The organism is Plantibacter sp. MDV22-iso1, from assembly GCF_058408345.1.
Map to the genome: position 1 here is coordinate 61215 of NZ_JBZVDY010000001.1, position 25606 is coordinate 86820.

A 25606-nucleotide genomic window follows, 5' to 3' on the forward strand; every position below is an offset into this window, starting at 1 on the left:
CGATTGCTGAAGAGCCTGGCAGTCGTCGAGCCCTACAGCAACACCAGATTCATCTAACATGTGGAGCTACCGCAGGTGATGGATGCAGTACGTCGCGACGCCCCACACCTGGAGGCCCCATCGTCCTAGCCCTGCTCATCCCCGGACGAAGTCCAACCGCGTCCGCCCGAAGCGGTGCACCTGACCCCCGCGCACGATTTCGCGGGGATCTGCTGCTCGTTTAGTCCCCACCGAATACGTCTACCGACACCGCTTACAGCGCAGGTTTATGGCCCTGATGCAGCACTGCACGAGCTTCTTCCTCCGAAAAGGATCGTTCACGGTGACTCGGTGGACGCGGAGAAACCTCAGGGCGACCAAGTCCGACCGCCTCTCGAAAAGACGCGATGCGTCTCGCGGTTGAGCACTGCGTGGTGGTGGGATCAGTTCTCTTCGTGTGTGCGGTCGCGGACGATGTCTCCGCGAGCCTCCTCGGCCTGTTCAAGCAGGTTCGCGATTTCCGTGTAGCCGTAGAGCGCGGCGAGCTCTCGCGGGGTGAGGCCGGTGTGCGTTCGGAGATGGAGGGCTGCGCCCGCGTCGACGAGCGCCTCCACGGCGGCGCGATGCCCGTGCCACACGGCGTCGTGCAGTGCGGTGAGGCCGTTGTACGCGCCCTGCGCGTCTAACTCGAGCGCGGCCTCCGACGTCGGCTCCACAAGGATGCGGATTACCCCACCGTGGCCGCCGTACGCCGCTTCGTGCGCGGGCGTGGCCCCCATGAGCCCGTTGACCTGCCGCACGTCGGCACCCGCGTCGAGGAGGAGTCGCACGATGTCCTCATGACCGTCGCGCGACGCGAGTCCGAGAGGCGTGTAGTCGTCGTCCGGGCCTCCGGCGAGGGGCAGACGCTCGTCCGGGTCGGCACCGCGCACGAGCAACTGCCGCACGTCCTCTGTCGCGCCGGCGAGGACTGCCGCGGCGAGGTCACGGGCGCGTCGTCGATCGATGATCCACTGCTCCCTCGCCCGGATCAGCCCGGCGATATCGGTGAGCCCGTCGCTCTCGGCCAGGTCGAGCGCCGTCTGCTGGAAGTGATTCAGCGGGGTGAGGCGGGCTCCGCGATCGAGAAGGACCGCGACGGCCGCGATGCCCTTGTGCTGGACGGCGTCCATGAGCGGCGTGTGGCCGAGGATCGGTGACTGCTGGTCGATGAAGGCGCCGTGATCGAGTAGCTGCGTGATGATCTCGCCGTCGCCCGATTGAGCGGCTTTGTGAAGGGCGGTCGCCCCCATGCCGGGCTCGACGATGTTGACGTTGGCGTCGGCGTCCAAGAGCGCTTTGACCGTCTCGCGTTGCCCGAGGCCCGCCGCCGCCATGAGTGGGGTGAATCCGTCCGCACCGGCACGATCTACTTCCACCCCGGCGGCGATCGCCCGCTCGACGCCCCGCCGGTCCCCCGTCCGGATCGCTCTGAGAAGCGTCATCATCGTCGTTCCTCCGCTCCGTCGAGATCTTCGAGGAACCTGAGGATCGCCGCGCTCACACGGTCCGGCGCCTCCTGGTGGATCCAATGCCCCACTCCCTCGAGTCGAATCTGCTCGACGAGTCCCGGTTGCGCCTGACGTAGGTCCTCGAGCGTCGGTACCTCCGGGTGGAAGAAGCGGCTGAGCCCGTCCTCCGCCCCCCATATGTAGAGCGAGGGTTGTCCGATGACGACGCCGCGAAACGCGGCGGTGAGGTCGAAGCTCGCCTGTGCAGCGCGGTAGTGGTTGAGACCACCCCGGAAGCCGCTCCGGCGAATCGAGTCGACGAGAAGGTCGAGGTATTGGGGATCGCCCCACGCCGGAGCCGTATCGGGCGCCGGGCGGAGCATCGAGCGGCCCGGGTCGATCGGGTCCCAACCCTCTCCGGAGGCCGGGCTCGCCGAAAGCCAATACAGGATGCTTGCGACGGTCTCGGCGGTCGGTGGGAAGTCCGAATCGGCGTCGTCGCGCAGCATGTCGAGCGCGTAATACCGGTCACCGAGGCCCTCCGCCCTCAGCGCATCCCAGTGACTCATCTCACTGCGAGGCGCGAACGGGATACTCATGCTCACGATGGCGCGGATCCTGTCGGGCCGCATCACGGCCGCGCGCTGCGCGTGGTCAGCCCCCCAGTCGTGCCCGACGACGACCGCCGTCGCGATGTCGAGCGAGTCGAGCACGGCGATCAGATCGCCGACGGTGTGGAGCGACGTGTAGAGGGCGGGGTCCGCCGGGGCTGAGCTCGAGCCGTGACCGCGCATGTCCAGCGCAATGGCACGGTAACCTGATCGCGCGACCGCGAGCATCTGTAATCGCCACGTGTCGGCGGTCTCCGGGAAGCCATGACAGAAAATCACGGCGGGTCCGCTGCCCTGCTCGATCACCCGGAGGGACACATCCCCGTTCCGGACCACAATCTCAGTGATGGGGAGCTCTTCGGTCTCGATATTGGTCGTTGGCACTTTCGTCCTCCTCCCCCCGGCGATCGGAGGATTGATGATATTCCACACAGCCGCAACGCCGATTCCCGAAAGGACGCGACGTGACGTCGAGTGTCCCGAGACCGCGTTTGCTAGGGAGTTCGGTCATTTCAAACAGCAATGTGGAAGAGAACCTTCCCCCACATCGCCTCGTCAACCACCACGTTCTGCGGACGCTCGTGACGAACGGCGCGACTGCAGGTCGGCGCTCTGCTAGTTCCCTGCACTCATGCACCGTTTACCACAGCGGTTGCTTCGGCAGGCGGTCCCAGTCCAGCTCCGCGGGCTTGACCACGGTCGGCTCGAGCTCGAGCGATGTGACCTGGCCGCCGCTCTCGAAGATGATGCGATGCGTGGGCCCTCCGAGGGCGACGGTTGCAACCGTGGTGTCTAGCGTGACGCGTAGAACTCGCACCAGAGCGCCGCTGACGTGCAAGATACCGTCGTCTTCCACCGCGAGAGGCGATTGCAACGCGCGGATCGCAGCCACGGGTCCGACCCGCCAAGACGCCGGAGCCTCGGCTACCGCCGAGACCTTCTTTCCCGGGCGGCCTCCCCACGCTCGCTCGTCAACCTCGATCAGTGAGAAACCCGGACGGTAACCAAGGGAGTGGTTTCGTTGGAGATCAAGGATCCCTCGCAACTCACCGCTGGTCACGCTCTCCCAGAGGCTCGCGGTCCAGGACTTCTTCTCTTCCGTCGCGACATCTGCAGGGTCTACACGGTCCATGGTCAACGTGTATCTGAAGGTCCCGCTGTCGCGCATCGCCTGCAGTTCAAACTCCAGGCTGTGATCGGGGGGCGAATCCGAGCGAGCTCCGGGATGATCGAGAGCGCGGGGCCTCTTGGGGGCCGTTGTGTCCGCAGAATTGTGGTTCGTGTCGCCAGTGTTGTGCATGTTATGAGTGTCGGACGTGCCCCAGGGGCAGGGTCAATCGGCGTCCCGATCTCAGCAGGCTTTCTCAGCCGAGCTGGCCGGCAGGCTACTGATCGGAAGGATGCGATTGCAAGTCTTTAATTCGACTTTCAACGAACAGCCGAGACAGAATCGCGATCGCGCCCACCGCGGTCCCGATCCAGGACACCCAACCGTGGTCCGTCATGAAGTTCGTGATCGGGTCGGGCAGGAACTGCAGCACGTGCGGGTTGCTGTTGTGCAAGGTGAAGGAGACGGCGACAAGGATTCCAAGACCCGCGAGGACGGCGAGGGCGGCACTCAATTTCTTCATGGGTCGAGAGGACACCGTGCCCTTGGGGCCGAGTCAAGTCGTCCGTTCGCTTGACTCAGCCCCTGGGTCATCTGCTGGTATTGAGATCGAAGACGGAGGAGAAACGCATGGCGTGGAGCACGCAACAGCTGGCCGACCTCGCCGGCACGACGGTGAAAACGGTCCGGCACTACCATCAGGTCGGGCTCCTCGATGAGCCAGAGCGTGCGGGCAACGGTTACAAGCAGTATCAGACCTCCCACCTGGTGCGACTCCTGCAGGTCAAGAGGATGAGCGATCTCGGTATCCCGCTCGCGCAGATCCGCGCGCTGGCCACGAGCACGGCCGATACCGACGCGTCGATCGCCATCCTTGATGCCGAACTCGAGGCGAGCATCGAACGGCTGCAGCGCGTGCGCGCGGAACTCGCCCTTCTCCTGCGATACCGCGCGCCCCTCGACACGCCCACACCGTTCGCGCACTCCGCCGACGGCCTCCCGGAGCAGTACCGCGGGCTGCTCACCGTCTACTCCCGCGTCCTGAACGAAACGGCGCTCCACGACACGAGCGATCTCCTGAACGAGCCGGATGAGGCGAGCGAACCGTTCGAAGCCCTCACTGACGAGTCGGACGACAGGGCCATCGACGATGTCGCACAGCTCCTCGCGGTGTCGATGGCGGCCCACCGCGAACGGTTCCCGTGGGCTTCTGATCTGCGATCGGCTCAGCGGACCAAGGGCAATCTCGCGCAGGAGGCACTCACCGCTGCGGTCGTCGATGCCTTCAACCACGGCCAGCTGCGGGCGCTCGCGCGCGCGCATGAGATCGTCCGAGAGGCTGACGCGGCAGACGATCAAGCGGTGTGATGGATCCGCGTCCGGCGCTGCGCGCTTGACCCTGCCCCGAGGGCACGGTGTCCAATGACGTTCATGAAGAACAACACCGTGAACATGGATGCCTCGCCAGACACAGAACGTCGACCGCAGTGGACCGAACTGATCATCGCGCTGGTAGTCGGAGTGCTGGTCTATGGCGTCGGCATCGTGCTGCTGGGGCTCTTCCCCGCGCCGACCCCGGCGCTGGAGGGCGTTGTCGGCCTCTTGTTCTCGGGTGCAGCGCCGATCTTCGTGTTCGCGATCGTCGTCCTCGCTCGCATTCGTGAGCTCCCCGCCTTCGGAGTTCGCCGGGTGAGCCCGCGATGGCTCCTGATCGCCGTACTTCTGGCGGCCGGTTGCTTCGCAGTCATCTTCACGTTCGACACGGTGATCCAGCATCTCTTCCCAGGTGTGGATGACTCTCAAGACATCCTGCGTGCGGCGGCGTCCGGCGGAATCCTCGCGCTCGTGGGAACCATCTTCTTTGGCGCTGTCCTGACGCCGTTGGGCGAGGAGCTTTTGTTCCGCGGAATCCTGACCCGTTTCTTCGAGCGTTGGGGCGCCTGGGTCGCCATCGTGGTGAGCGCGCTGATCTTCGCCGTATTCCACGGCATCAACCTCGTGTTCCCGTCGGCTCTCCTCGTCGGCTTGATAAACGGGTGGCTGATGGTTCGTACGAAGTCGGTCTGGCCCGGCGTCGTAATGCACATCGTCTACAACTCCGCCTTCCTGATCCTCTACTCGTTCAGCTGACCTCATTCCGCAGGAGATGTGCACGGTCCCGTCGACCGCCATCATGTGACGCGACGGGATGAGAGCACGCAAGGCTCGTGAGTGCCGCGAAAGGAACTACCATGACAAGTAGAGCGATGAAGAGGATGCCGGCATTCGCGGTGCTGGCGGTGACCGCGGTGCTAGCAACGGCGGGTTGCAGCGGCATCTCGGATGGGGGCGCTCCCCCGCAGAGCGATCGGACCGCCTCTCCGAGTCCCCAGACCAGCGCTGAAATCGCCGCCAAGATAGGCAGGATCGAAGCGGAGTTCGCCGTCACAGTCGGCGCCGTCGCCGTCGGAGAGAGCGGACAGGTCGTCAAATACAACGGCGAGGCGCGGATGCCCTACGCGTCGACGATGAAGGTTTTCGTCGCTGCTGCCATGCTGGCTTCCACGCCGGTCGATGAGCGCGAGACGATCGTCCGTTGGAAGCAGGCCCAGCTCGATGTAGCTGGATACTCGCCGATCACTTCCGAGCACCTCGACGACGGGCTCACCCTGGATGCGCTGGCGGAAGCTGCCGTGCGCGACAGCGACAACACAGCCGCCAACCTCGTGATGGAGTCGTTGAACGGCCCGTCGGGTGTCCAGGACTTCCTCCGCGCGCTGGGAGACCCGACGACCGTCGTCACTGCGTATGAGCCCGAGCTCAACGCCGTCGTCCCCGGAAGTGACCAGAACACCAGCACGCCATTGGCTCTCGCGACGAATCTGAAGACCATCTTCGAAGGTGACGCGCTCGAGCAGGGCTCTCGTGAGAAGCTCCTGGACTGGATGGGCGGCAATGCGACCGGGGACTCCCTCATCCGTGCTGCGGCGCCTTCGGGGTGGACCGTCGCCGACAAGTCCGGAGGGGCCGGAGGCGTACGCAACGACGTCGCCGTGGTGACCACCGAATCAGGTGAGCAGATCTACATCGCGATACTCACGGCCACGAAGGATCCCGCCGCTGCCTACACCGATGAGGTCGTCGAACACGTTGCACGCGACTTGCTCGCCGAGTTCTGAAGCGGTCCCGTCGCGCCCTTCGCGGACCTGAACGAAGACACCTCACGACCGAGCACGATCGTCCTCGAAAGGGATGAAGCGCGTGCGCGCAACAGATTGAATCGATCATGGAACAACAGCCCTCTCGACAGTCACTGACCTCGCCCCGCTGGGCTCTCATCGACAGCATCCGGGGGTTCGCGCTCGCGGGAATCCTGCTTGTGAACAGTGTCGATATCACCGAGGTGAGCTCCCGCCTGGCCACTGCGGCTCAGCTTCGTGAACCGGAGCCGGCACGCGTGATTCTCGATCTGTTCGTGCAGACACGATTCGTTCCGATCTTCGCGTTCTTGTTCGGGATGAGTTTCTGGTTCGTGCTGGATTCTGCCCGACGTCGCACCGGATCGCATCGCCCCTGGGCGGTAATGCTGCGGCGGATGCTCTGCCTGATTCTGATCGGCGCTGCCCTCGCGCTCATCTACCCCGGCAACATCCTGTTCGAGTACGGGATCATCGGCCTCCTCGCGCTGCCGGTGATCCTGCTGGCACCGCCTATCGCCGTGGCTGTTCTGGGTGGTGTGGCGACGATAGCGGCCCTCGCCTTCCTCGGAAGCGGCACCCCGACACTTCTCGGTCTGATCCTCCTCGGCTCCGGTTGCGCGGCGCTCGGGCTCCCACGAGCACTCGAGAAGGGCGGGCGTGCCATCGCCCTGCCCTTCGCCGTTCTGCTCGCACTGGCGGTGCCCGCACTGCTCTGGCAATCGACCGAGCCCGGGGATCCGCGCTTCACCATCGGCGGAGCCTTCGGCATCATCTTCGCGGGGCTCTACGTCACCGGATTCGCGCTGCTGTGGCGCACCCGGCTCCGGAGACCTCTGGCCGCTGTCTTCGATCCCCTCGGCAGGATGGCACTGAGCAACTACGTGGGTGCCGCAGCGCTCTTCTTCCTCCTCTCCCGCCTCATCGACTTCCCCGCCATGCCCATCATCCTGCCCGTGGTTCTCGTCAGTCTCGCCGTGATCGCACTTCAGTCGGTGCTCTCGCGCCTGTGGTTGCGAACGCACTCGTACGGACCCATCGAGTGGGTCTGGCGAGCCGGCACATGGTGGAAGCGCCCCGGAAACAGACGAGTGCAGGAAGGCATCACCGCACAGCCGGCGTCCTGAGCCACCGCCCCGAGATCCAGACAGCACCGATCAACACGCCCCACATCGAAGGAAAGACATGTCGTCCGATCCCACGCTCTCACCTACGTCAACGACCCCCGTGAAGCCACCCGCCCGGACACTTCGAGCGATTCCCCCCGGCGTGGAATACCAGAACGCCCTGAGCGACGATAAACGCCGAATCGGTCGCGGGCTCATTGCGATCGGGTTGCTTATCGGCGGCATGTTCGGCATGACCCTCGGCACGGTCCAGATCGCCTTCCACGTCGACGCCACCCTGGGATTGAGCGGGTACACAGGCACCATCCATATCGCAGCGATGCTACCCATCGCCCTGCTCATCCCATGGAGCATGCTGATCCAGCGATGGCTGTACGGGGTGCGTGCCGCCTCACTGACGTCGGTGTTCGGGGTCTTCCGCACCGCGCTGTTCGGCAAGGCGATGCTTGTCGTGGTCCCGCTCTGGGCGGTGAACCTCGTGGTGTCGAACCTCGTAATGGACAACGCCACCACCACCTGGACGACGACGGGCCTGGCCTACGTGTTCCTGATGACCCTGCTGCTGACGCCTCTGCAGGCCGCCGGGGAGGAGTACGGCTATCGCGGCCTCGTGTTCCGCGTCGCGACGAGCTGGGCAAGAGGACCCCGCCCCGCTCTGATCCTCGGCATCGCGGTCTCGAGCCTCGTCTTCGCGGTGGTCCACTTCTCCACGGACCCGTGGGTGAACCTGTACTACGTCGTGTTCGCTTCGACGCTCGCGATCATCACCTGGAGGAGTGGAGGGCTGGAGATCGGCATCGTCGTGCACGCGGTGAACAACACCATCGGCTTCCTCGTGCTGCTCGTCTTTCACGCGGACTTCACCGCGGCGAACGACCGCTCCGACGGAGCCGGGTCAGCCATCATGCTCCTCCCGTGCGCATTGCATCTCGTCATCACGGCGTGGGTGTGGTGGATGACCAGAAGAACGGGCCCGATCGTCTCCCCCGGGCAGGGCTCCAGGAATCAAGATCCTTCCGCGTAGACAGAGACGACCCGCTCTGATACGCCGACACGATGACAACTTTCACGAGAATCCGTCAAGTTTCATGAAATCCGACAGTTTCATGAGAAACGACAAGTGGCGCAACTGTCCGATCTCTCGAGAGTTGTCGTTTGGTGAGCCCGAGGATCCCTCAAAGACGGTTGAGTGGTGCGCTGCCGATCTGCCGGCTGTCTCACGGAACTTGTCGGTAATCGCGCTTCGATCCCACTCTGTCTAAAAGGTCGGGCGGACCATTTCGGCGCAACAGGTTGCGGCAGGGGGTTTCAGCAGGGTGCGCGACCGGCGTGTCGCGCAGTCAACCGGCAACCTCGCTGCGCCTGCCGGAAACGATCGTTTTCGGCTGAGAGGCCCCTTAGTCATCGCACCTAACCGAACGCGCCTCATCCGACGCGCTTCGTGAGATCGGGCTAGAAGCCACTCCAAGACGCCTGCGGGCCGCGACTATGCTCTCTGGACAGTGTTTAGACGTACACAAAGCACGGCAGACGAGAGCAAGCTCAGGTTGGCTCTGCGCGGGGACGCCACGGGGACGTATCCAACACAGAGTGTCCAGCCATGAGAGGCGCACGGCGTAACGAAAAAGCCCCGAGATGCCCATGATCCCGGGGAACTTCTTTTGGTGGGCCCTGCCGGGATCGAACCGACGACATCCACGGTGTAAACGTGGCGCTCTACCAGCTGAGCTAAAGGCCCGCGATCGGATGGAATCATCCGATGCGACTCGTCGAGTCTAGCCGGAGTCTCCGTCGAAGCCGGAACGCTCCACAACCCCGGTCTCATGGCTCCGACACGACACCGGACGATCGGTCGGGCGCGGTGACGGTTGCTGGCCGTACGATCGAGGGGATGGATACGACGATCCCCACCCCGTACGAAGACCTCCTGCGCGACACGCTCGAGCACGGCGCCGCCAAAGGCGACCGCACCGGAACCGGCACGCGCAGTGTGTTCGGCCGCCAGCTCCGCTTCGACCTCTCCCAGGGCTTCCCGCTCATCACCACCAAGCGGGTGCACTGGAAGTCCATCGCCTACGAACTCCTCTGGTTCCTCCGCGGCGACGGCAACGTCCGCTGGCTGCAGGAACACGGCGTGTCCATCTGGGACGAATGGGCCGACGACCAAGGCGAACTCGGCCCCGTGTACGGCGTGCAGTGGCGGTCCTGGCCGACCCCCGACGGCTCGCACATCGACCAGATCTCGCAGGTCATCGACCAGCTGCGCACCGACCCGAACTCGCGCCGGATCATCGTCTCCGCGTGGAACGTCGCCGACATCCCCAACATGGCGCTCGCCCCGTGCCACGCCTTCTTCCAGTTCTACGTCGCCGACGGCAAGCTCTCCTGCCAGCTCTACCAGCGCAGCGCAGACCTCTTCCTCGGCGTCCCCTTCAACATCGCCAGCTACGCGCTCCTCACCCACCTCGTCGCGGAGCAGGTCGGCCTCGAGGTCGGCGACTTCGTGTGGACCGGCGGCGACTGCCACATCTACGACAACCACGTCGAGCAGGTGACGGAGCAGCTCACGCGCGCACCGTTCCCCTACCCACAGCTGCGCATCAACACGAAGCGCGACAGCATCTTCGCCGTGGAGTACGACGACCTCGAGATCGTCGACTACCAGCACCACCCCGCCATCCGCGCGGCCGTCGCCGTATGAGCCTGGCGCTCATCTGGGCTCAGGCCCACAACGGCGTCATCGGAGCCGACGGCGACATGCCCTGGCACGTCCCCGAGGACCTCGCGCACTTCAAGGCGCTCACCGGCTCGGACGCGGTGATCATGGGACGTCGCACCTGGGATTCACTCCCCCCGCGGTTCCGTCCGCTCCCAGGACGCCCGAACATCGTCGTCACCCGCGATCACGCCTGGTCCGCCGACGGCGCCATCGTCGCGCACTCCCTCAAGGACGCGTTCGAAGCGGCGCAGCTTGCCGGAGACGGCCGAGCGTGGGTCACCGGCGGCGCCGGTCTCTTCGCCGAAGCGCTCGCGCTCGCCGACCGCCTCGAGGTGACCGAACTCGACCTCGACGTCGCGGGCGACACCTTCGCACCGACCATCGGCGAGGAGTGGGTGCCGGTCACGATCGACCCGGCACACGGCTGGTCGGAATCTCGGACCGGTGTCCCCTACCGGTTCATCCGATACGAGCGCGCGCCCGAGATCGCCATCACCGGCTGAGACGCCCGGCGAACCGGATCGACCGGCGCGGGAGACGGCTCAGGCCGGCTGACGCAGCTCTTCGAGCGCGGCGCGGTAGGCCGCGAGCGAGCGAGCCTCGCCCGGTGCCGTGATGAAGCTCTCACGGATGATGCCCTGCTGGTCGATGAGGAAGGTCGCGCGGTTCGCGAACCCCTTCTCCTGCAGGAACACCCCGTACTCCTTGGCGACCTGGCCGTGCGGCCAGAAGTCGGCGAGCAGCTGGAAGCCGTACTGCTCCTGCTCCGCCCACGCCCGCAGCGTGTGCTTGGAGTCGACGGAGATACCCACGAGCGTGACCTGGTCGTCCGTGAACAGGCTGAGGTTGTCGCGGAGCTCGCACAGCTCCCCCGTGCAGGTCCCCGAGAACGCCAGCGGGAAGAAGACGAGGGCGACAGCCGAACTGCCGCGGAACTGACTCAACCTGACGAGTTCGCCGAACTGGTTCGCCAGTTCGAAGTCGGGTGCCAGGGTGTCGTTCTCGAGTGCCATGAGGGTCCTTTCAGGCGGGTTCGCCTGCTCCGGATCGCCCGAGCGGTGGACGGGTCCGATCCGGTCACACATCCTAACCCCGCACCGCAGCTGCACAAACCCGGAGGGGTGCGCCGCTCGGTCACCGTTCCCTGGGGTGACCGGATAGGGTGAAAGGTGGCGCCCGCGTCCATACCCATCAGGACGCATGGAGTTCACCATCACAACCCAGGCACGATCTGCCACGAGAGAAAGGTCGACGGTGACTGTTCACGACCAGGATCCATACTCGTCCAACCACGTAGACGCCGATCCTGAGGAGACGTCCGAGTGGAATGAGTCCCTCGACGCCCTCGTCGACGAACGTGGCCGCGGGCGCGGCCGCGACATCGTGCTGAGCCTCCTCAAGCGCTCGAAGGAACTGCACCTCGGTGTGCCGATGGTGCCCACCACCGACTACATCAACACCATCGCCTCGGAGAACGAGCCCGACTTCCCGGGCGACGAGGACATCGAGCGCCGCTACCGTGCCTGGATCCGCTGGAACGCGGCCATGACCGTGCACCGCGCGCAGCGCCCCGGCATCGGTGTCGGCGGACACATCTCCACCTACGCGTCTTCGGCCGCGCTCTACGAGGTCGGCTTCAACCACTTCTTCCGCGGCCAGGACGCCCCGGGCGGTGGCGACCAGATCTACATCCAGGGCCACGCCTCCCCCGGCACCTACGCCCGCGCCTTCCTCGAGGGCCGCCTCAGCACCGACCAGCTCGACGGCTTCCGCCAGGAGAAGTCGCACGCGCCGCACGGGCTCTCCTCATACCCGCACCCGCGCCTCATGCCGGACTTCTGGCAGTTCCCGACGGTCTCAATGGGTCTCGGCCCGATCAACGCGATCTACCAGGCGCACCTCGCCAAGTACGTCACGAACCGTGGCATCAAGGACGCCAGCGACCAGCAGGTCTGGGCGTTCCTCGGCGACGGCGAGATGGACGAGGTCGAGAGCCGCGGTCAGCTCCAGGTCGCTGCGAACGAGGGCCTCGACAACCTCAACTTCGTGATCAACTGCAACCTGCAGCGTCTCGACGGCCCCGTCCGCGGGAACGGCAAGATCATCCAGGAGCTCGAGAGCTTCTTCCGCGGAGCCGGCTGGAACGTCATCAAGGTCATCTGGGGCCGCGAGTGGGACGACCTCCTCAACCGCGACACCGACGGCGCGCTCCTCAACCTCATGAACGTCACCCCCGACGGCGACTTCCAGACGTACAAGACGGAAGACGGCGCCTACGTCCGCGAGAACTTCTTCGGCCGCGACGAGCGCGCCCTGAAGCTCGTCGAGGGCTACACCGACGACGAGGTCTGGAACCTCAAGCGCGGCGGCCACGACTACCGCAAGGTCTACGCGGCGTTCAAGGCGGCCAGCGAGCACAAGGGCCAGCCGACGGTCATCCTCGCGCACACCATCAAGGGCTACGGCCTCGGCCCGAGCTTCGAGGGCCGCAACGCGACCCACCAGATGAAGAAGATGACGCTCGACAACCTGAAGACCTTCAGGGACACGATGCGCATCCCGATCACCGACTCGCAGCTCGAAGAGAACCCGTACCTCCCGCCGTACTACCACCCGGGCGAGGACGACGAGGCGATCCAGTACCTGCACGAGCGTCGCCGCGCGCTCGGCGGCTACGTCCCCGAGCGTCGCAGCAAGTACACGCAGCTGAACCTGCCCGACGACTCCGCCTACGCGGCGGCGAAGAAGGGCTCCGGCACGCAGGAGATCGCCACCACCATGGCGTTCGTCCGACTGCTGAAGGACCTCCTCCGCGCCAAGGACTTCGGCAACCGGATCGTCCCGATCATCCCCGACGAGGCACGCACCTTCGGCATGGACGCGTTCTTCCCGAGCGCGAAGATCTACAACCCGAACGGTCAGCACTACACCTCGGTGGACCGCGAACTGCTCCTCGCCTACAAGGAGAGCCCGCAGGGTCAGATCGTGCACGTCGGTATCAACGAGGCGGGTGCCATCGCGGCCTTCTCGGCGATCGGAACCTCGTACTCGGTGCAGGGCGAACCGCTCATCCCGGTCTACGTCTTCTACTCGATGTTCGGTTTCCAGCGCACCGCAGACGCCATCTGGGCAGCCGGCGACCAGATGACCCGCGGCTTCATGATCGGCGCGACCGCCGGTCGCACGACGCTCACGGGTGAGGGCCTCCAGCACGCCGACGGCCACTCGCTGCTCCTCTCCTCTTCGAACCCCGCGGTCGTGAGCTACGACCCGGCCTACGGCTACGAGATCGCGCACATCGTGCGGAGCGGTATCGAGCGCATGTACGGCGGCGAGCACCAGGACCCGAACGTCATGTACTACCTCACGGTGTACAACGAGCCGCTCGTCCAGCCGGTCGAGCCCGAGGGTGTCGACGTCGACGGCATCGTGCGCGGCATCCACCGCATCAGCACGAGCGACAAGCAGGGCCCGAAGGCCCAGCTCATGGCCTCCGGTGTCGCGGTCCCGTGGGCGATCGAGGCGCAGCAGCTGCTCGCCGACGACTGGGGCGTCTCCGCAGACGTCTGGAGCGTCACGAGCTGGACCGAGCTCCGTCGCGACGGTCTCGCCGCCGACCAGCACAACTTCCTGCACCCGCAGGAGGAGCGTCGTGTGCCCTACGTCACGGAGAAGCTGAGCGGTGCAGCAGGCCCGTTCGTCGCCGTGACCGACCACATGCACGCCGTGCCGGACCAGATCCGTCAGTTCGTGCCGGGCGACTTCGCGACGCTGGGGGCCGACGACTTCGGCTTCTCCGACACGCGCGCCGCTGCCCGTCGCTTCTTCAAGATCGACGGCCCGTCGCTCGTCGTCCGCACCCTCCAGCAGCTCGCTGCTCGGGGTGAGGTCGATGCGAGCCTCCCGCAGCAGGCGATCGACCGCTACCGCCTCCACGACGTGAACGCCGGCAACACCGGCAACGCGGGTGGCGAGAGCTGATTCCATCGCTACCACGGTGACGAAGACGAAGACGAAGGCCGAGACACTCGACTGGCTCCGCCGGATCTCGGGTGAGCTCGCGACCGCGACGCTCAAACGCCTCGAGGACACCCTTCCCTGGTACGCCGAGATGCCACCAGGCCGCCGCTCCGCGGTCGGCCTGGTGGCTCAGGCGGGCATCAGTTCGTTCATCTCGTGGTTCGACGATCCCCGGTCGACGCCGTGGATCGCCGCCGACGTGTTCGGGGCGGCTCCTCGCGAGCTGCTCCGTTCCGTCAGCCTGCAGCAGACGCTGCAACTCATCAAGGTCACCGTCGAGGTCGTCGAGGAACGCGTCGCATCCGGAAGCGTCGACCTCCGCGAGGCGATCCTCCTCTACTCGCGCGACATCGCGTTCGCCTCGGCCGATGTGTACGCCCGTGCGGCAGAAGCCCGCGGACTCTGGGACGCCCGCCTCGAGGCCCTCGTCGTCGACTCGATCCTCAGTGGCGAGGCCGACGACGAGTTGCCCAGCCGGATCGCCGCCCTCGGGTGGCACGGTCACGGGGAGGCCTGCGTCCTGGTCGGGACGACCCCACGGGTGCTCGATGTCGACATGCTCCGCCGGACCGCCCGACACCTCGACGCCGACGTCCTCATCGGCGTCCAGGGCAACCGGCTCGTGCTCGTCCTCGGTCGCGCCGAGCTGCCCAGCACCGATCCAGGAGACGGTGAGCCCGTCGACGAGGCGGAACAGGCGGCCGCAGACGCCCGCACGAGCTCACAACTCACCTTCCTCGACATCGCCGCCAAGCTCGAGCACGGGTTCGGTCCGGGGCACCTGGTGCTCGGTCACGCCGTGCCCTCCCTCATCGAGGCGTCACGGAGCGCGAAGGCCGCCCTCGCCGGGTTCGCCGTGGCGAAGTCCTGGCGTCACGCACCTCGACCGGTCGCGGCGGACGACCTCCTTCCGGAGCGCGCCCTCGCCGGCGACAACCTCGCGAAGACCACGCTCATCGAGCGGGTCTACCGCCCGCTCAAGGATTACTCCGGCGAGCTCGTGACGACGCTCTGGTGCTACCTCGACAACGGCCGCTCGCTCGAAGCGACGGCACGCGAGCTGTTCGTGCACCCCAACACGGTCCGGTACCGCCTCAAGCGGGTCTCCGAGGTCATCGGGTGGGACGCGACGGGTGCCCGCGAGTCGCTCATCCTGCAGGCGGCCCTCATCCTCGGTGCCATCGCTGAGCCTGAGCCGTCCCGACGTCGGCTGACCTCCTGACGCTCGCTGGGCCGGTCGACCGGTCCATGTTGTGGAGTCCACACAACACATTTTCCAAAGGTTCGTGGTGTTGCTCCACTGCTCGGCGTCCTCCGGTTGGCAGACTGGAGCGGTGATCGTCATCGCCTGCCCTGGACAGGGCTCCCAAACCCCCGGCTTCCTCGACCCCTGGTTGCAGGACGCCTCCGCGAAGGACGCGCTCGAGCGCTTCTCCGACGAAGCCGGACTCGACCTCGTCAAGCACGGCACCGTCTCCGACGCCGACACCATCCGCGACACCGCGGTGGCCCAGCCACTCATCGTCGCGGCCGGCATCGTCGCCTTGGACGCCCTGCGGAAGGCCCTCCCCACCGACGCCGCGCCGTTCGGCGGCATCGCCGGACACTCCGTCGGCGAGATCACCGCGGCCTATGGCGCCGGCATCCTCTCGGACAGCGACGCGATGAGCTTCGTGAGCGAACGCGCCGTGGCCATGGCCGAAGCCGCAGCCACCACCCCGACGGGCATGAGTGCCGTCCTCGGTGGCGACCAGGACGCCGTCGTCGCGCACGTCCGTTCCTTCGGGCTGGAGCCCGCCAACTACAACGGGGGCGGCCAGATCGTCGTCGCCGGCGCGCACGACGCCCTCGCCCGACTCGCCGACGAGCCGCTCAAGGGCACGCGGGTGATCCCGCTGCAGGTCGCAGGCGCCTTCCACACGAGCTACATGCAGTCGGCCCGGGACTGGCTGGCCGGCGCGAGCCGCACGGTCGAGCCCCAGGACCCGACGCTCCGCATCTGGACGAACCACGACGGCACCGAGGTCACCTCGGGTACGGCGTTCTTCGACCTCCTCATCGGCCAGGTCGCCTCCCCGGTACGCTGGGACCTGTGCATGGACGCGTTCAGCGCCGCAGGGATCACCGGACTCATCGAGCTCGCCCCCGCCGGGGCGCTCACCGGACTCGCACGTCGCGGCCTGAAGGGCGTGCCGACGGTCGCCATCAAGACCCCCGACGACCTGCCGGCAGCCCTCGACCTCATCGCCCAGCAGTAGCGCAGACGGAGAACCAGTCAATGACCACCCCCACCCTCAAGCAGTCGCGCGGTCCCGAGTTCACCCGCATCCTCGGCCTCGGCGCAGCTCGCGGAGACCTCAGCGTCCCGAACGACGACCTCGTCGGTCCGATCAACTCGTCCGACGAGTGGATCCAGCAGCGCACCGGCATCGTCACCCGCACGCGGGCGTCCGCGGACGTCAGCGCCGTCGACCTCGCAGCCGAAGCCGGTGCGGAGGCCATCGCAGCCGCGGGCATCTCGGCCGAGCAGGTCGACCTCGTCCTCATCGCGACGATCAGCAACGTCCAGCAGTCCCCGTCGATGGCGGCCGTCGTGGCCGACCGCGTCGGAGCGAACCCTGCGGCCGCCTACGACCTCAACGCCGCGTGTGCCGGATACGCCTACGCGATCGCCCAGGCCGACGCACTCATCCGATCGGGCGCGGCCCACTACGCGCTCGTCATCGGCGCCGAGAAGCTGTCCGACATCGTCGATCCGACCGACCGGTCGATCTCGTTCCTCCTCGGTGACGGAGCAGGCGCGGCCGTCGTCGGGCCGAGCGACTTCCCCGGCATCTCCCCCACGGTGTGGGGATCCGACGGCTCGAAGGCCGACGCCGTCGGCATGAGCGGCACGCTCACCGAGTTCCGCGACGGCACCGCCGCCTGGCCGACCCTGCGCCAGGAGGGCCAGACGGTCTTCCGATGGGCGGTCTGGGAGATGGCCAAGGTCGCCAAGCAGGCCCTGGAGGAAGCGGGCGTCGAGGCCTCCGACCTCGCGGCCTTCATCCCCCACCAGGCCAACATGCGCATCGTCGACGAGTTCGCCAAGCAGCTCAAGCTGCCGGAGACCGTCGTCATCGCGCGCGACATCGAGACCACCGGCAACACCTCGGCGGCGTCCATCCCGCTCGCCACCCACCGGCTCCTCCAGGGGCACCCCGAGCTCAGCGGCGGTCTCGCCCTGCAGATCGGGTTCGGTGCCGGACTGGTCTTCGGCGCTCAGGTCGTCGTCCTGCCGTAGCAGGACGCCCGACGCGACTACACTCGACTACGGTCAAACCTCACCCAAGGAGTAGAACAATGGCACTGTCCACCGAAGAAGTCCTCGCCGGCCTGGCCGAGCTGATCAACGACGAGACCGGCATCGCGACCGACACCGTCGAGCTGGACAAGTCGTTCACCGACGACCTCGACATCGACTCGATCTCCATGATGACCATCGTCGTCAACGCGGAGGAGAAGTTCGACGTGAAGATCCCGGACGAAGAGGTCAAGAACCTGAAGACCGTCGGCGACGCCGTCGACTTCATCGTCAAGGCTCAGGGCTAGTCCCAGCGCAGTGCTGAAGGGTCGGCCGGCAGTTGGCCGACCGGCCCTTCGGCGTTCGAGGCGGCTCGTCCGTCCGGACACGGGCTCGACCGCCGCAGGGCTCGGATCCCCTCGTCGTCTCCACAGAAGGTTTGACTGAATGACCACCAAACGCATCGTCATCACCGGCATCGGTGCCACCACTCCCCTCGGCGGCAACGCCACCGACTCCTGGGACAATCTCCTCGCCGGCAAGAGCGGCGCGAGCCGTCTCGAGCAGCCGTGGGCTGAGGAGCTCGAGCTGCCCGTACGCTTCGCCGCGCAGGCAGCTGTCCCCACCGCGGACATCCTCGATCGCCGTGAGGTCAAGCGCCTCGACCCGTCGAGCCAGTTCGCCCTGATCGCCGCGCGCGAAGCCTGGCAGGACGCCGGCTCTCCAGAGGTCGACCCGGAGCGACTCCTCGTCGACTGGGCCACCGGCATCGGCGGCGTGTGGACGCTCCTCGACGCCTGGGACACCCTGCGCGAGAAGGGCCCCCGCCGCGTCCTCCCCATGACCGTCCCGATGCTCATGCCGAACGGCCCCGCAGCGGCGATCGGCATGGACCTCGGTGCCCGAGGCGGGGAGCGCACCGTCGTCTCCGCCTGCGCTTCCAGCACCGAGTCGCTCGCCAACGCCTACGACCACCTCCAGGCCGGCCTCGCCGACATCGTCGTGGCCGGTGGCTCCGAAGCCGCCATCCACCCGCTCCCGCTCGCGTCCTTCGCTGCGATGCAGGCGTTGTCCAAGCGCAACGACGACCCCGCCATCGCCTCGCGTCCCTACGACGTCGACCGCGACGGCTTCGTCCTCGGTGAAGGTGCTGCGGCGCTCATCGTCGAGACCGAGGAGCACGCCAAGGCCCGTGGCGCCCGCATCTACGCCGAGCTCCTCGGTGGTGCGGTGACGAGCGACGCCTACCACATCACCGCTCCCGACCCCGAGGGTTCGGCTGCGGCCCGCGCCATGCGTGCGGCCGTCGAGAACGGCGGCGCGTCGCTCGACGACGTCGTGCACGTCAACGCACACGCCACGAGCACGCCTGTCGGCGACATCGCGGAGTACAACGCGCTGCGTCGGGTCTTCGGTGCCCACCTCGACGACATCGCCGTGACGGCGACCAAGGCCTCGACCGGCCACCTCCTCGGCGGCGCGGGTGCCATCGAAGCGGCCTACACGGCGCTCGCCCTGCACCACCGGGTCATCCCACCGACCATCAACCTCGACAACCAGGACCCGGAGATCCCGCTCGACGTCGTCACGACGCCGCGTGAGCTCGGGTCCGGCGACCTGCTCGCCATCAGCAACTCGTTCGGGTTCGGCGGCCACAACGCGGTCGTCGCGTTCCGGAGCTACTGAGCCGTCCGCGACGGAGACGACGACGGGTCGTGGTGCATGCACCACGACCCGTCGTCGTCTACTGACCAGGGTGCCGCCGTTTCGTCACCTCGTGTCTGCCGGGAGTGTCACCGACCTCGCACGGTCCACGCCACGTGGGCACCCTGTCGTCTGTGAAGTTGTCTCGCGTGCGCGGTGCCGCCGCGCCGGCGGGGCCGGATCAGCCCACGTTGTGCAGCCAGATGACGGAGGACCCGTCGCCGGCGTGACGGAACGGCTCGAGTTCGTCGTCCCACGGCTGTCCGAGCGCGACGCGGAGTTCGCGCTGGAGTTCGGCGGCGTTCCCGGCGCCGACCTCCATGGCGTACCGGATGCGATCCTCCGGGACGACGACGTTGCCGATGCTGTCGGTCTGTGCGTAGAAGATCCCGAGGTCGGGCGTGTGCATCCACCGGGCACCGTCGACGCCCTGGGTCGGGTCTTCGCTCACCTCGTAGCGGAGGTGCTCCCAGCCGCGCAGGGCTGAGGCGAGTGCGGCTCCGGTGCCGTGCGGGCCTTCCCAGAAGACCTCGGCACGCTGCGCACCGCGGAGGATCGGCTGGTCTTCCCAGTCGAAACTGATGGCACGACCAAGAGCGCGACCTGCCGCCCATTCGAGGTGCGGGCAGAGCGCGCGAGGCGACGAGTGCACGAACAGCACACCCTTCGTCATCGGTGTCGACATGATTCCTCCACTGCGTCCGGGTGCGTCTTCCCCAACGACCCATGCAGTGCGATCCATGTCGGTGTCCGGCTGACCGGACCTCCGTGTATGCAGTTGTTCGACTCGCGCCGATACGAGCATTATGCCCCATGACCTGGAGGAATGACAACCGTGTCGTTCCCAGTACGCTGGATCGGGAGCCGGCCCGGACCGACGGCCCTCCAGGATGGAGCGGTGATGCACGAGGCCCTCGCGATCGACATCGGCGGCACGAAGGTCGAAGCGGCCGTCGTCGACGCCGAGGGACGAATCATGCCCGGCACCCGGTTCCGCGGCCCGACGGGCGCCGCGGACACCCGCGCGGAGCTCGTGGCGTCGATCCTTCAGACCGCCGAACGGAGCGTCTCGGCCCATGGCGGGCCCATATCCGGAGTCGGGATCGGTTCTGCCGGCCCCATCGGCAGGACCGACGGCACCGTCTCGCCGATCAACCTCCCCCGACTCGCCGACTTCCCCGTCGTGGCGGAACTCCGGCGCTTCACGTCCGGTCCGGTGGAACTCCGCCTCGACGGCACCTGCATCGCCCTGGCCGAGCACTGGCAGGGCGCACTCCGCGGAACCGAGAACAGTATGGGCATCGTCGTCTCCACTGGGATCGGTGGAGGGATCATCCTCGGATCCCGACTCGTCCCCGGCACCTCGGGCAACGCCGGCCACCTCGGACAGATGCAGCTCCGCCGACGCGAACCGGATGCCGTCGGCACGCCCTGGACGTTGGAGGGCATCGCGTCAGGGACCGCGACGGTAGCCTGGGCGCGCGCCCAGGGATGGACCGGCGCGACGGGCGAACAGCTCGGGGCCGACTACGCGGCCGGAACGGAGATCGCGATCCGCGCCGTCCGGCGTTCCGCCGAGGCCGTCGGCGAAGCCCTTTGCAGCATCACCACCCTGCTCGACCTGGAACGCGTCGCGATCGGCGGCGGGTTCTCGCGGGTCTCCCCCGACTACCTCGACCTCGTCCAAGAGGCTGCGACCGCGGCTGCGCTGCACGCCTACGCCCGTGAGCTGCGCGTGGTCCCGGCCGGGCTCGACGCCGACGGGCCGCTCATCGGCGCCGCCGCCCTCGTCCTCGCGGACTGAACGCGCACGTCCCGATCCGGAACGCCACCGGTCCCCGAGCCGCCCCATCCCGGTCCCTGAGTAACCCCGCACCGATCCCTGAGCAACCCCGCACCGGTCCCTGAGCCTGTCGAAGGGCCCCTTCGACAAGCTCATGGACCGGATATCGGTAGGGCGGGTGGGACTTGAACCCACGCATCGTTCGGTTATGAGCCGAATGCCTTCACCAGCTTGGCTACCGCCCCGCGCGGAACCCAGTGTACCGAGTGGCCCGCCGGGCGGGAGTCAGTCCGCGGATTCCTGGCGGTCTGCGGTCGCCGTGTGACGCTCGGTCGTCGGGTCGACGACCTGCTCGCCGCGGTAGAGCGCTTCGAAGGTGTCGAGCGTGCGCTCGATGTCGTGTGCGGAGACGAGCTCCAACGATGCGTCCTGCATCCGGCGGTACTCCTCGGGCGAGGCGCTGAGTACCGTGGCGAGCCGCTCGGCCAGGGCGTCGACGTTGCCCGGCTCGAACAGGTACCCGTTGACCTGATCGTGCACGAGGTGGGGCAGCGCCATGGCGTCGGCCGCGACCACCGGGAGACCGGAGGCCATGGCCTCCATCGTCGCGATGCTCTGCAGCTCGGCGATGGACGGCATCGCGAAGACGGTGGCGTTCGTGTAGGCCTGCTTCACCTCATCGTCGGACACCTTGCCGAGGAAACGGACGCGGTCACCGATGCCGAGCTGCTGGGTCAGCTGCTCGAGGTTCTTCGCCTGGTCGCCGCCACCGATGACGTCGACGTGGGCGTCGAGTTCCTTCGGGAGTTTCGTGAGCGCACGCAGGAGCACGTCGATCTGCTTCTCGCTCGTGATGCGACCCACGAAGAGGATGGTGTTCCGCTTCCGCGGTTCGAACGACGGCGTGTACTGTCCGGCCTCGATCCCGCAGGAGATCGCGTGCACACCGGTCAGGCCCGTGAACTGCTCCAGGAAGTCGGCGGCCTTGCGCGTCGGGGTCGTCACGGCGAAGGCACGATCGAACACGCGACGGGCGGCAGCCCACTGCGTCCGGACGAGCCACTCCTGGGTGCGCTTGGGGATGACGGTGAAGTCGAGGATGTTGTCGGGCATGATGTGGTTCGTCGCCACCATGCGGATGCCGCGTTGCTCGGCCTCGATCGAGAGACCACGGCCGACCACGATGTGCGACTGCAGGTGCACGACGTCGGGCTTGACGCGGTCGAGGATCTTCCGGGCGTTCCGTCGCATCGACCACGGCATCGCGAAGCGCAGCCAGTCGTGCGGGTACCACCGGAGACTGAAGAGGCGGTGCGCCGTCATCGTCTGACCCTCGTGGGTCTCCCTCCACGTGCCGAACTTGCGCGAGCCCGCGGGCGCCACGATGTGGACGTCGTGGCCTCGGCGGACGAGTCCGGCCGCGAGGCGCTCGGCGAAGCGTGCGGCGCCGTTCACGTCGGGCGAGAAGGTGTCGGCGCCGATGACCACCCGCAGCGGCTTGTGGGTGTCGGGGGTCGGCGTCGTGCTGGACGCTTTCGCGAGGTGCTGGTCGTCGGGAGAAGTCAAGGTATCGGTGATTCCTCTGTGCTTGGCCAGTGATGTGAGGGGGTGCGGGCGGTCGCTCACGACCCTGATGCGGCGCGGAACGCCATGCTCAAGCATACCTGCAGCCCGTTCGGGCTCCAGGGCTCAGGCGGGCGCGTCGCCGGTCGCGAGGGCCTTCGCAGCTGCTGCGGCCGCCGGCGTCTGGCTCACCTGCGGGTGATGGCGAGCGAGCTGGAAGACGCCCCACACGGCGATCGCGCCGGCCACGACGAAGCCGAAGCCCGCCCAGAACGGTGCGTTGCTCGCCTCCCCCAGCACGATGATGCCGATGCCGACGGCGATCATCGGGTCGATGACCGTCAGACCCGCGATGACGAGGTCGGGAGGTCCCGAGGAGTAGGCGGTCTGCACGAAGTAGCCGCCGAGCGCACTCGCGGCGACGAGGCCGAGCCCGCAGAGGACCGTGAGCCAGTCGAACTCGCCCTGCTGCAGCCGTCCGATGATGACCTTGGCGAGCGTCGCGACGAAGCCGTAGAGCACGCCGGTCCCGACGATGTAGAAGATGGCCGTGAAGCGGGAGCGGAACACCATGAAGCCGAGCCCGAACACCAGGAGTACGACGCCGAGCATCACCAGGATCGTGACGAGCTCGGCCTCGGTGATCCGGTGCTCGCCAGTGAAGACCGCGGCGATCGTCACGAACAGGCCGACGCCGCCGACGCAGGCGACGATCGCGACGACCGATCGACGGTTCAACCGGACACCGCTGATCCTGCTGTTCACCACCGCCGTGATGACGAGCGCGACCGCGCCCAACGGCTGGACGAGGGTGATCGGCGCGAGGGACAGGCTGCCGAGCTGGAGCACGATCGCGAGCCCGAGCATCACCGTTCCGGTCACCCAGGACGGCCGACTGAGCAGCGCCAGGAGCTGGGCGACGTTGAGCCCTGAGGTCGCGTCGGTGCCGCTCGACGACTCGACCTTCGCCACGCCCCGGTGCTGCAATTGCGCCCCGAGCGAGAGGAAGACCGCGCCGAGGAGTGCGAACGGGATGCCGAGCAGCTGGGAGGGGTTCCGGGTGAAGTCGTCCGCGAGGTCGGCGATGTCGATGGCGGAGGGGATCACCCGTCGAGGGTACCCCGCAGCCCCGCCGATCCCGGCGCGGCAGGCCGAGCCCAGCGGATAGGCTCGAGCAATGGCAATTCTCGAGATCCACGTGACCGGTGACCCGGTGCTCCATTCCGTCGCCCGACCGGTCACCACCGTGGACGACGACCTCCGGCGCCTCGTCGCCGACATGTACGAGACCATGGATCTCGCTCCCGGGGTCGGACTCGCGGCTCCGCAGGTCGGGGTCCCGCTGCGCCTCTTCGTCTACAGCTACGAGGACGACGACGGCCAGCCGTGGCGTGGCGTCGCGATCAACCCGGTGCTGTGGATCAGTCCCCCGCCGGTGGGCGAGCTCGACGAGGAGGCCGAGTCGGAAGGCTGCCTCTCCGTCCCAGGCGAGCGGCACCCGCTCCGTCGCGCGGAAGCAGCCATGCTCATCGGGACCGACCTCGAGGGTGATCCGGTCGAGCTGCGGGTCGTCGGCTGGCGCGCACGCATCCTGCAGCACGAGTTCGACCACCTCAACGGCGTGCTCTACGTGGACCGCCTCGAACTGCCGCACTCGCGCCGAGCGGCGAAGGCGATCCGCAAGGCGGGCTGGGGCGTACCCGGGATCTCCTGGCTGCCGGGTCGCGACGACCTCGAGGGCTGAACCACCTCGACGGGGACACGACGCCGGCACGATCGATACGGCGTCACCTCGACAGGCGCAGGGTGTCCGGACATGCAACGAGGCCCGAAGAGTGGAGTCTTCGGGCCTCGTTGTCCAGTCTACGGCGTCCCCGTCGATTTCGTGAAACCGGCCTCGAACGACGAATCCCCCGGTCCGTATGGACCGGGGGACTCTGTGCAGCTCCTCGAGTTGGACTCGAACCAACAACCTATCGATTAACAGTCGATTGCTCTGCCAATTGAGCTATCGAGGAATACGTGCTTCGACCGGCCGGACGAATCCGGCCTCTGCGTTGCAGCGCGTATCTACTGTAGCAAAGGATTCGCAGACGCCAAATCGACACGCGATCAATCGATGCCGACGGCCTCGGGCGTCTCGTACTGGGTCTCGGTGCCGCCCGACTGGGCGAGCGCCGCGAGGAACTCGTGCGGCGGATCGGCGAGCATCGCGTCGATCGGGCCGTAGCCCACGACCCGCGACTGGTGGAGCGCCAGCACGTCATCGGTCACCTCGCGGAGCATGGCGAGGTCGTGTGTCACGACGATGACCGTACCGCCGTCGCGTCGGAACCCGTCGAGCAACTCGGTCACCGTATGCCGGACCGTGATGTCGATGCCGGCCGTCGGTTCGTCGGCGATGAACACCTTCGGGCCGAGGACGAGGGCGCGCGCGATGGCGATCCGCTGCCGCTGACCACCACTCAGCTCGTAAGGGTACTTGTCGAGACTGGAGAGCGGCATCTGCACGGCGTCCAGCAATGTGGCGACCCGGACGCCGAGCGCCTGCTCGCTGAACTTCTTGTCGCGCGCCAGGACCGGTTCCGAGATGAGCTCCGTGACGGTGAGCTCGGGCTTCAGGTGCGCACCGGCTTCCTGCTCGAGCAGCGACACCTCGAACGTGAGCTTCGTGAGTTCTCTGCGGCCCACCTTGCGCATGGAGCGACCGAGCGTGCTCACGTCGCCGCCGGACACGAACGGACGGGAGTCCGCTCCGGTCAGGTGGCGTCCGGACAGCACCCGCAGGAGCGTGCTCTTCCCCGATCCCGAGCTGCCGATGACCCCGAGCGAGCCGCCGACGGGCAGCTCGAAGCTGATGCCGTCCAGGGCTCGGTTGCTCGGACTCACGCCGTGAGCGGCGTAGTCGACGCTCAGATCACTCGCCCGGACCGCGGGTCCGTCCTGCTCTGGGTGCTTCATGAGACCTCTCCTTCCGGTGCACGGGAGCCACCGGATCGCCATCGAGTGTATCCGGCGATCCCGGCGGGGCCACGTGCCACGC

24 protein-coding genes and 3 tRNA genes are annotated in these 25606 nt (G+C 67.1%); 15 read left to right on the forward strand and 12 right to left on the reverse strand.

Going from position 1 to position 25606, the window contains the following annotated elements; all coding sequences use genetic code 11:
• Positions 1–422: 422 nt before the first annotated feature.
• The 4 genes from AC4PMY_RS00260 to AC4PMY_RS00275 form a co-directional block, all read right to left on the reverse strand.
• The gene (locus AC4PMY_RS00260; RefSeq protein WP_491621742.1) at positions 423–1463 is read right to left on the reverse strand and encodes an ankyrin repeat domain-containing protein; all 1041 of its coding nucleotides are present in this window, start codon (positions 1461–1463) and stop codon (positions 423–425) included.
• Positions 1463–2464, reverse strand: coding sequence for an alpha/beta fold hydrolase (locus AC4PMY_RS00265; protein WP_491621743.1), 1002 nt, complete (start codon positions 2462–2464; stop codon positions 1463–1465). The genes AC4PMY_RS00260 and AC4PMY_RS00265 overlap by 1 nt, the downstream gene beginning before the upstream one ends.
• A 256-nt stretch (positions 2465–2720) precedes the next feature.
• The gene (locus AC4PMY_RS00270; RefSeq protein ID WP_491621744.1) at positions 2721–3380 is read right to left on the reverse strand and encodes a hypothetical protein; all 660 of its coding nucleotides are present in this window, start codon (positions 3378–3380) and stop codon (positions 2721–2723) included.
• A gap of 85 nt (positions 3381–3465) precedes the next feature.
• The gene (locus AC4PMY_RS00275) at positions 3466–3711 is read right to left on the reverse strand and encodes a hypothetical protein (RefSeq protein WP_491621745.1); all 246 of its coding nucleotides are present in this window, start codon (positions 3709–3711) and stop codon (positions 3466–3468) included.
• Positions 3712–3818: 107 nt separating this feature from the next.
• Here AC4PMY_RS00275 and AC4PMY_RS00280 point away from each other — a divergent pair, with 107 nt between their 5' ends.
• From AC4PMY_RS00280 to AC4PMY_RS00300, 5 genes are all read left to right on the forward strand, one after another.
• Positions 3819–4556: a MerR family transcriptional regulator gene (locus tag AC4PMY_RS00280; protein WP_491621746.1), complete on the forward strand. Its 738-nt coding sequence runs from the start codon at positions 3819–3821 to the stop codon at positions 4554–4556.
• A 63-nt stretch (positions 4557–4619) separates the two neighbouring features.
• Positions 4620–5318 (forward strand): CPBP family intramembrane glutamic endopeptidase, encoded by a 699-nt coding sequence (locus tag AC4PMY_RS00285; RefSeq protein ID WP_491621747.1) that lies wholly within the window; start codon positions 4620–4622, stop codon positions 5316–5318.
• 101 nt (positions 5319–5419) lie between these two features.
• Entirely contained in the window at positions 5420–6346 is a 927-nt protein-coding gene (gene bla, locus AC4PMY_RS00290) for a class A beta-lactamase (protein WP_491621748.1), read from the forward strand.
• 107 nt (positions 6347–6453) lie between these two features.
• The gene (locus AC4PMY_RS00295) at positions 6454–7491 is read left to right on the forward strand and encodes a DUF418 domain-containing protein (protein WP_491621749.1); all 1038 of its coding nucleotides are present in this window, start codon (positions 6454–6456) and stop codon (positions 7489–7491) included.
• A 232-nt stretch (positions 7492–7723) separates the two neighbouring features.
• Positions 7724–8515, forward strand: a complete 792-nt coding sequence (locus AC4PMY_RS00300; protein ID WP_491621750.1) for a CPBP family intramembrane glutamic endopeptidase — start codon at positions 7724–7726, stop codon at positions 8513–8515.
• 638 nt (positions 8516–9153) lie between these two features.
• On the opposite strand, the gene AC4PMY_RS00305 is transcribed toward AC4PMY_RS00300, so the two are convergent.
• Positions 9154–9229 (reverse strand) — tRNA-Val (locus AC4PMY_RS00305).
• A gap of 153 nt (positions 9230–9382) precedes the next feature.
• Here AC4PMY_RS00305 and AC4PMY_RS00310 point away from each other — a divergent pair.
• Both AC4PMY_RS00310 and AC4PMY_RS00315 read left to right on the forward strand, forming a co-directional pair.
• Entirely contained in the window at positions 9383–10192 is an 810-nt protein-coding gene (locus AC4PMY_RS00310; protein ID WP_064293658.1) for a thymidylate synthase, read from the forward strand.
• Positions 10189–10713, forward strand: a complete 525-nt coding sequence (locus tag AC4PMY_RS00315; RefSeq protein WP_071260775.1) for a dihydrofolate reductase — start codon at positions 10189–10191, stop codon at positions 10711–10713. Before AC4PMY_RS00310 ends, AC4PMY_RS00315 begins: the two co-directional genes overlap by 4 nt.
• 39 nt (positions 10714–10752) lie before the next feature.
• On the opposite strand, the gene AC4PMY_RS00320 is transcribed toward AC4PMY_RS00315, so the two are convergent.
• Positions 10753–11223 carry a peroxiredoxin gene (locus tag AC4PMY_RS00320; protein WP_064293656.1) on the reverse strand — a complete coding sequence of 157 codons (471 nt, stop codon included), beginning with the start codon at positions 11221–11223 and terminating at the stop codon, positions 10753–10755.
• Between the two features lie 241 nt (positions 11224–11464).
• Here AC4PMY_RS00320 and aceE point away from each other — a divergent pair, with 241 nt between their 5' ends.
• From aceE to AC4PMY_RS00350, 6 genes are all read left to right on the forward strand, one after another.
• A complete protein-coding gene (gene aceE, locus AC4PMY_RS00325) occupies positions 11465–14191 on the forward strand; it encodes a pyruvate dehydrogenase (acetyl-transferring), homodimeric type (protein ID WP_491621751.1) in 2727 nt (908 codons plus the stop codon).
• Positions 14192–14207: 16 nt separating this feature from the next.
• Complete coding sequence (locus AC4PMY_RS00330) at positions 14208–15452, forward strand: PucR family transcriptional regulator (RefSeq protein WP_197478985.1); 1245 nt, start codon at positions 14208–14210, stop codon at positions 15450–15452.
• Positions 15453–15564: 112 nt separating this feature from the next.
• Entirely contained in the window at positions 15565–16488 is a 924-nt protein-coding gene (locus AC4PMY_RS00335; RefSeq protein WP_491621752.1) for an ACP S-malonyltransferase, read from the forward strand.
• Positions 16489–16508: 20 nt separating this feature from the next.
• Positions 16509–17513 (forward strand): beta-ketoacyl-ACP synthase III, encoded by a 1005-nt coding sequence (locus AC4PMY_RS00340; protein ID WP_064293652.1) that lies wholly within the window; start codon positions 16509–16511, stop codon positions 17511–17513.
• Positions 17514–17572: 59 nt separating this feature from the next.
• A complete protein-coding gene (locus AC4PMY_RS00345) occupies positions 17573–17821 on the forward strand; it encodes an acyl carrier protein (protein ID WP_056006457.1) in 249 nt (82 codons plus the stop codon).
• A 139-nt stretch (positions 17822–17960) separates the two neighbouring features.
• Complete coding sequence (locus tag AC4PMY_RS00350) at positions 17961–19199, forward strand: beta-ketoacyl-[acyl-carrier-protein] synthase family protein (protein WP_491621753.1); 1239 nt, start codon at positions 17961–17963, stop codon at positions 19197–19199.
• A gap of 199 nt (positions 19200–19398) precedes the next feature.
• On the opposite strand, the gene AC4PMY_RS00355 is transcribed toward AC4PMY_RS00350, so the two are convergent.
• Positions 19399–19902 carry a DUF3145 domain-containing protein gene (locus AC4PMY_RS00355; RefSeq protein WP_491621754.1) on the reverse strand — a complete coding sequence of 168 codons (504 nt, stop codon included), beginning with the start codon at positions 19900–19902 and terminating at the stop codon, positions 19399–19401.
• A 216-nt stretch (positions 19903–20118) separates the two neighbouring features.
• Here AC4PMY_RS00355 and AC4PMY_RS00360 point away from each other — a divergent pair, with 216 nt between their 5' ends.
• The gene (locus AC4PMY_RS00360) at positions 20119–21021 is read left to right on the forward strand and encodes an ROK family protein (protein WP_491622674.1); all 903 of its coding nucleotides are present in this window, start codon (positions 20119–20121) and stop codon (positions 21019–21021) included.
• A gap of 149 nt (positions 21022–21170) precedes the next feature.
• Here the strand turns inward: AC4PMY_RS00360 and AC4PMY_RS00365 are convergent.
• The 3 genes from AC4PMY_RS00365 to AC4PMY_RS00375 form a co-directional block, all read right to left on the reverse strand.
• A tRNA-Ile gene (locus AC4PMY_RS00365) sits at positions 21171–21245 on the reverse strand.
• A 40-nt stretch (positions 21246–21285) separates the two neighbouring features.
• A complete protein-coding gene (locus AC4PMY_RS00370) occupies positions 21286–22566 on the reverse strand; it encodes a glycosyltransferase (protein WP_491621755.1) in 1281 nt (426 codons plus the stop codon).
• Positions 22567–22689: 123 nt separating this feature from the next.
• On the reverse strand, positions 22690–23670 hold the full coding sequence (locus AC4PMY_RS00375; protein ID WP_064293648.1) for a DMT family transporter: 981 nt from the start codon (positions 23668–23670) through the stop codon (positions 22690–22692).
• Positions 23671–23740: 70 nt separating this feature from the next.
• On the opposite strand from AC4PMY_RS00375, the gene def reads away from it, so the two are divergent.
• The gene (def, locus tag AC4PMY_RS00380; RefSeq protein ID WP_064293647.1) at positions 23741–24307 is read left to right on the forward strand and encodes a peptide deformylase; all 567 of its coding nucleotides are present in this window, start codon (positions 23741–23743) and stop codon (positions 24305–24307) included.
• A gap of 201 nt (positions 24308–24508) precedes the next feature.
• Here the strand turns inward: def and AC4PMY_RS00385 are convergent.
• Positions 24509–24581, reverse strand: a tRNA-Asn gene (locus AC4PMY_RS00385).
• A 94-nt stretch (positions 24582–24675) separates the two neighbouring features.
• A complete protein-coding gene (locus tag AC4PMY_RS00390; protein ID WP_064293646.1) occupies positions 24676–25524 on the reverse strand; it encodes an ATP-binding cassette domain-containing protein in 849 nt (282 codons plus the stop codon).
• Positions 25525–25606: the final 82 nt, after the last annotated feature.

Bases quoted from the DNA above. Each gene is read 5' to 3' on its own strand.
- AC4PMY_RS00285 (WP_491621747.1), top strand. From the start codon at position 4,620: ATGAAGAACAACACCGTGAACATGGATGCCTCGCCAGACACAGAACGT.
- AC4PMY_RS00260 (WP_491621742.1), bottom strand. From the start codon at position 1,463: ATGACGCTTCTCAGAGCGATCCGGACGGGGGACCGGCGGGGCGTCGAG.
- AC4PMY_RS00275 (WP_491621745.1), bottom strand. From the start codon at position 3,711: ATGAAGAAATTGAGTGCCGCCCTCGCCGTCCTCGCGGGTCTTGGAATC.
- AC4PMY_RS00360 (WP_491622674.1), top strand. From the start codon at position 20,119: ATGCACGAGGCCCTCGCGATCGACATCGGCGGCACGAAGGTCGAAGCG.
- AC4PMY_RS00270 (WP_491621744.1), bottom strand. From the start codon at position 3,380: ATGCACAACACTGGCGACACGAACCACAATTCTGCGGACACAACGGCC.
- AC4PMY_RS00355 (WP_491621754.1), bottom strand. From the start codon at position 19,902: ATGTCGACACCGATGACGAAGGGTGTGCTGTTCGTGCACTCGTCGCCT.
- bla (WP_491621748.1), top strand. From the start codon at position 5,420: ATGACAAGTAGAGCGATGAAGAGGATGCCGGCATTCGCGGTGCTGGCG.
- def (WP_064293647.1), top strand. From the start codon at position 23,741: ATGGCAATTCTCGAGATCCACGTGACCGGTGACCCGGTGCTCCATTCC.
- AC4PMY_RS00345 (WP_056006457.1), top strand. From the start codon at position 17,573: ATGGCACTGTCCACCGAAGAAGTCCTCGCCGGCCTGGCCGAGCTGATC.
- AC4PMY_RS00310 (WP_064293658.1), top strand. From the start codon at position 9,383: ATGGATACGACGATCCCCACCCCGTACGAAGACCTCCTGCGCGACACG.
- AC4PMY_RS00390 (WP_064293646.1), bottom strand. From the start codon at position 25,524: ATGAAGCACCCAGAGCAGGACGGACCCGCGGTCCGGGCGAGTGATCTG.
- AC4PMY_RS00350 (WP_491621753.1), top strand. From the start codon at position 17,961: ATGACCACCAAACGCATCGTCATCACCGGCATCGGTGCCACCACTCCC.
- AC4PMY_RS00295 (WP_491621749.1), top strand. From the start codon at position 6,454: ATGGAACAACAGCCCTCTCGACAGTCACTGACCTCGCCCCGCTGGGCT.
- AC4PMY_RS00280 (WP_491621746.1), top strand. From the start codon at position 3,819: ATGGCGTGGAGCACGCAACAGCTGGCCGACCTCGCCGGCACGACGGTG.
- AC4PMY_RS00315 (WP_071260775.1), top strand. From the start codon at position 10,189: ATGAGCCTGGCGCTCATCTGGGCTCAGGCCCACAACGGCGTCATCGGA.
- AC4PMY_RS00300 (WP_491621750.1), top strand. From the start codon at position 7,724: ATGACCCTCGGCACGGTCCAGATCGCCTTCCACGTCGACGCCACCCTG.
- AC4PMY_RS00320 (WP_064293656.1), bottom strand. From the start codon at position 11,223: ATGGCACTCGAGAACGACACCCTGGCACCCGACTTCGAACTGGCGAAC.
- AC4PMY_RS00340 (WP_064293652.1), top strand. From the start codon at position 16,509: ATGACCACCCCCACCCTCAAGCAGTCGCGCGGTCCCGAGTTCACCCGC.